The 3,568-nt window shown below is 56.4% G+C and carries 2 protein-coding genes; both read right to left on the bottom strand.

The annotated features are described in order from the left end of the window. Nucleotides 1-32: 32 nt before the first annotated feature. Nucleotides 33-3,206: a CHAT domain-containing protein gene (locus tag ACOSYY_RS05030; RefSeq protein ID WP_421661176.1), complete on the bottom strand. Its 3,174-nt coding sequence runs from the start codon at nucleotides 3,204-3,206 to the stop codon at nucleotides 33-35. A 111-nt stretch (nucleotides 3,207-3,317) separates the two neighbouring features. Beyond that, on the bottom strand, nucleotides 3,318-3,568 hold a 251-nt coding region (locus ACOSYY_RS05025; protein WP_421661175.1), incomplete at its 5' end, for a caspase family protein.

Here is a 3,568-nt window from a genome sequence, read left to right as displayed (position 1 = left end):
CGTGCGGGACGATCACCGTCCCGCACGAAGCGCTACAGGGTGTCTGTGGAATTCTTCTCAGGCTGCTTGATCAGTTTCGCAGTAGCTTGACCATAGTGCTGATAGGCCCCCCACGTGGACCCGCTGGTGAGGATCGCCTCTCTGGCCTTCGATAGAGAACTTCCTAGGTCATTACCCAACAGCGCTTCCCTGTAGAAGACCTTCGCGAATTCCAAGGCCGCGGCATCGTCCACGGGCCAGCCCGTTCCGATGTAGTTTTGGACGCCTCGCTCAAAAAAGGCCTGAACCAACCCGGCGAGGCTTCGATTCGACTCCTCCACCGTAAAAGGCTTGCCCGATCGGACGACCCCTGAAAAGCAGGCATTGGCAAAGATCAGGCGCGGCACTCGCCGTGCGCGGAAAATATCTCCGGCGGAAAGCACGTATTCCTTGCCGAAAATCCAGCCGCTCTTGGCGGGATTTTTCTCGTCGAAATCACCATGCCCCGAGTAATGAATCAGATCGAATTCCTCGCTCAAAATCAGCGCAAGAAGTTCGACCGGATCGCATTCGTCCGACCCGATGCGCTGCTCGATCGTGATATCCAAACCCTCTTCCTCCTTTACCTTTCGGAGAACTTGCACGACGGCGCGACCCTCGGCCCGCGCTCCCGGCAATTGCAGATCAGCTTCCGGAGCCGGATCGGCAATGATCAGCACACGTAAGCGGTTTGGAATGGGTGGAGCGATAAGTCCTGGAGGACCGGACAAGATGGTTCGGAATTGTCGCGCCAATCGCCGCCCAGGACCGTAAAAAATCGTCTTTCCGTGCCGTTCGAACGCCGCCATTTCCCACGGGAATACCGCGGTCGAACGGTCGACCATGAGTGTCAGCGGCGTCGCGTCGATCATGTCCTGAAAGTCTTCGGGCATCAGATAGCTATGCAACAGTTTCCCATATTTTTCCTGATCCTCCTGGCTTCGAGCCCCCTTCAGGAGCTCGGCCGCTCCTTCCGCATACGAGGATTGAATCCTGATTTCCCGAACTGGAATGACTGCCTGCTCTCTGATGGCGGAAAACCGGAATATGTCGCGGTCCCGTTCGATCGTAATGCGGCTGCCCGTCATAGTATCGAGATTTGCAGGTTTCGACTGTTCTCTGCGATGCCTCCGCTTCGGAAGCTGCCTCTTCGTCACATGCAATTTCCAGCCATCGCTTTGGTTCTTCGATATTTTATCCAAGATCTCTTTAACCACCTTCCAGCGGTTCTTGTCACACTCCACAATATACAGGTTCTCGAGGCGGCCTTGCCATTTGAGCCGTCTCAATGCCGATCCCACTCCCTGAAGCATGCCTTCGATCGCTTGTTCCAATGACAAATTGCCTTCTCCTGAACCCACGACGACGGTGGCGAATTCACGCCATCCGAGCGCGGTGATGCCGTAGGTGACGTTGGCAAACAGGAGATCCAGGTCTTCCCGATTGAAACGTCCATACTCGCCCATGCCGGCGAGGATCACGGCGTTTGCCGCAATGGACTTCTGTGTGTTGGGGATGAGAAACACTTCCCCCAAACTTCCGCCGATCATGCCGCGCTTGACCGCCTTGGAGATCCAGAAGTCCAGCGCCTCGTCCAGCGCACCGACGGCCCGCACCGGCGGTACACCCCGGTAGTGGCCGACCACTACCGCCGTGGTCTTGATATCGCGAATGTCACCTTGGACTATCTCAACATTCAACGAGATGGGCGTTTGTGCCGGAGGTTTTTCCCTCCGTCGGCCAGCGGCCTGCGTCTGCGCCGAATCCGTAATGTCTCGCGATGCAGGCGGAGTCTGCATCATGACGGCTTGTCTAAGTAAATCTTCGGCCAGACGGCGCTCGACGGGAGTGCTCCGGCCGGCCTCGGACTTTTCCGCGATTTGACGAATTTTTTCGGCCTCCTCACGATCTTGTACGGCACGGACTCGTGGAGAAGCCACCGAACGGATCTCACGAACGGCAACCGGTTCCGAGGCCAGCACGCCGGTTTTCCCGGTTCGCAAGATCTCGTCGATGGCTTCCAGAACCTGCTCATTTTTCTGAAGATCACCATGGATTTCATCGATATAGTACGTCGGCACGCCGGGCAGTAGCCCGAGCGCATGCGTCACTCGTCCATCGCCTTTCAAGGTGATATCAAACTCAAACATGCCGGGACCATCGATCGTTACGCCATTCAGGGTTTCCCGATTGAATCCGGCGATGTAGGCCATCCGCTCCGGATCAGTGGTGGCTGCCACGTCAAGATCCACATGGAACTTACGCGCGCGATTGAGATGAGATGCCGAAATGGGATAGCGCCCCCAAGCGCCGGGATCGTATATCCGTTGTTCCGAGGCCGACAGCTTGGCAGGAGACGGGAGCAATTGGTAACTCCCCACGAATCCATTCAGAATGCCGAGCACCTCCTCCAAGTCGTGTCGGAGATCCGCCGCCGCCAACCACTTCACCAGTTTCTCCTGAGCCACCATTGCCTGCGCAATGGCATAGGACCCATAGTTCGGCGTGCCGAGCATAATGAGACGGCCGCCCTGCACTTTCTTCGGCTCCGACATGGCCTTCCATACCTTGGGATACAGCCGGATAAAGTTCCGGGACACGAGACCTCCCATGGAATGGGCGACGAGGTGAACCGGTTGATCTTTGAACTTGGTTTGCACAAGATCCTTCAAGCCCCCCGCAGCTCGATCCAAATCTTTCCGCCAGTCGTAGGCAAAAAGCTCAACGTTCCAGTAGGCCTTCAGCCAGAGGATCGTCTCCGCATAACTGTCCTTATCGAGCCCGCTTGGGCGCACCACAAACTTTGAATCGGCTTCCCCTACACCGTCAGAAGCGAGTTGCAGCTTCTTAATCCCACCTCTGATGAGTCTCCAGAAACTGATCCACACCACGTCGTCATCGCCACCGTCAGTCACGGTCAATTCCGAGCCCATAATCCCGGGGATGAAGATAATATTGCCCCGCAACGGCTCCCGTTTTTGACGAGCTGACCGAACACCTTCCGCCAGATGTTGGAGCCGCTCAAGCTTCTCGGGCCCAAAGTGGTCCCTCAAAGCCTGACCGGATGCTGTTCGGGATCTACCTCCGCGCGCCGAACGTGAGAGCTGAGCCTCAAACTCATTCCACTCCATGTCATGGATCAGCTGGCCCGGATCGTTACGCATGGTTCCTTTCTGTTTAGTGCCCATCGACAGATGCTTCCTTCATAGACCGCGTCGGTCTAAGTACCCCTCGCTCCTCCTTCACAAGCTGCGTGAAGGCCACGGCGGGCTTGATGGTTACCGCAGTCCTGTACTTCTCTAGCTCAAGAAGAGCCGATCGAACGACGTGCGCCGTCCTTCCAACTGCGGAATTTGATCGAAATCTTCCCGCTTCAGTTTTGCGGTGGTTCGTTGATGCAATTCTCGGTAGGTCAGCTTGCCCTCAGCTTCTTTAATCGACTCCACTAAGTAATAGGTCAGAGCGCCATTATAGGAGCCGCCGATATGGGCATCGGCCGATGTTTGCGTATCGCGGCAGCCGGTGATGAGCACCTCTTGAATGTCCGCAT

Source organism: Nitrospira sp. BLG_2, assembly GCF_049222245.1.
The sequence above is the reverse complement of the archived record's forward strand: the minus strand, read 5'-3'. Positions and strand labels throughout refer to the sequence as shown.

Coding starts and splice junctions, on each gene's coding strand:
- ACOSYY_RS05030 (WP_421661176.1), bottom strand. CDS start 3,206: ATGGGCACTAAACAGAAAGGAACCATGCGTAACGATCCGGGCCAGCTG.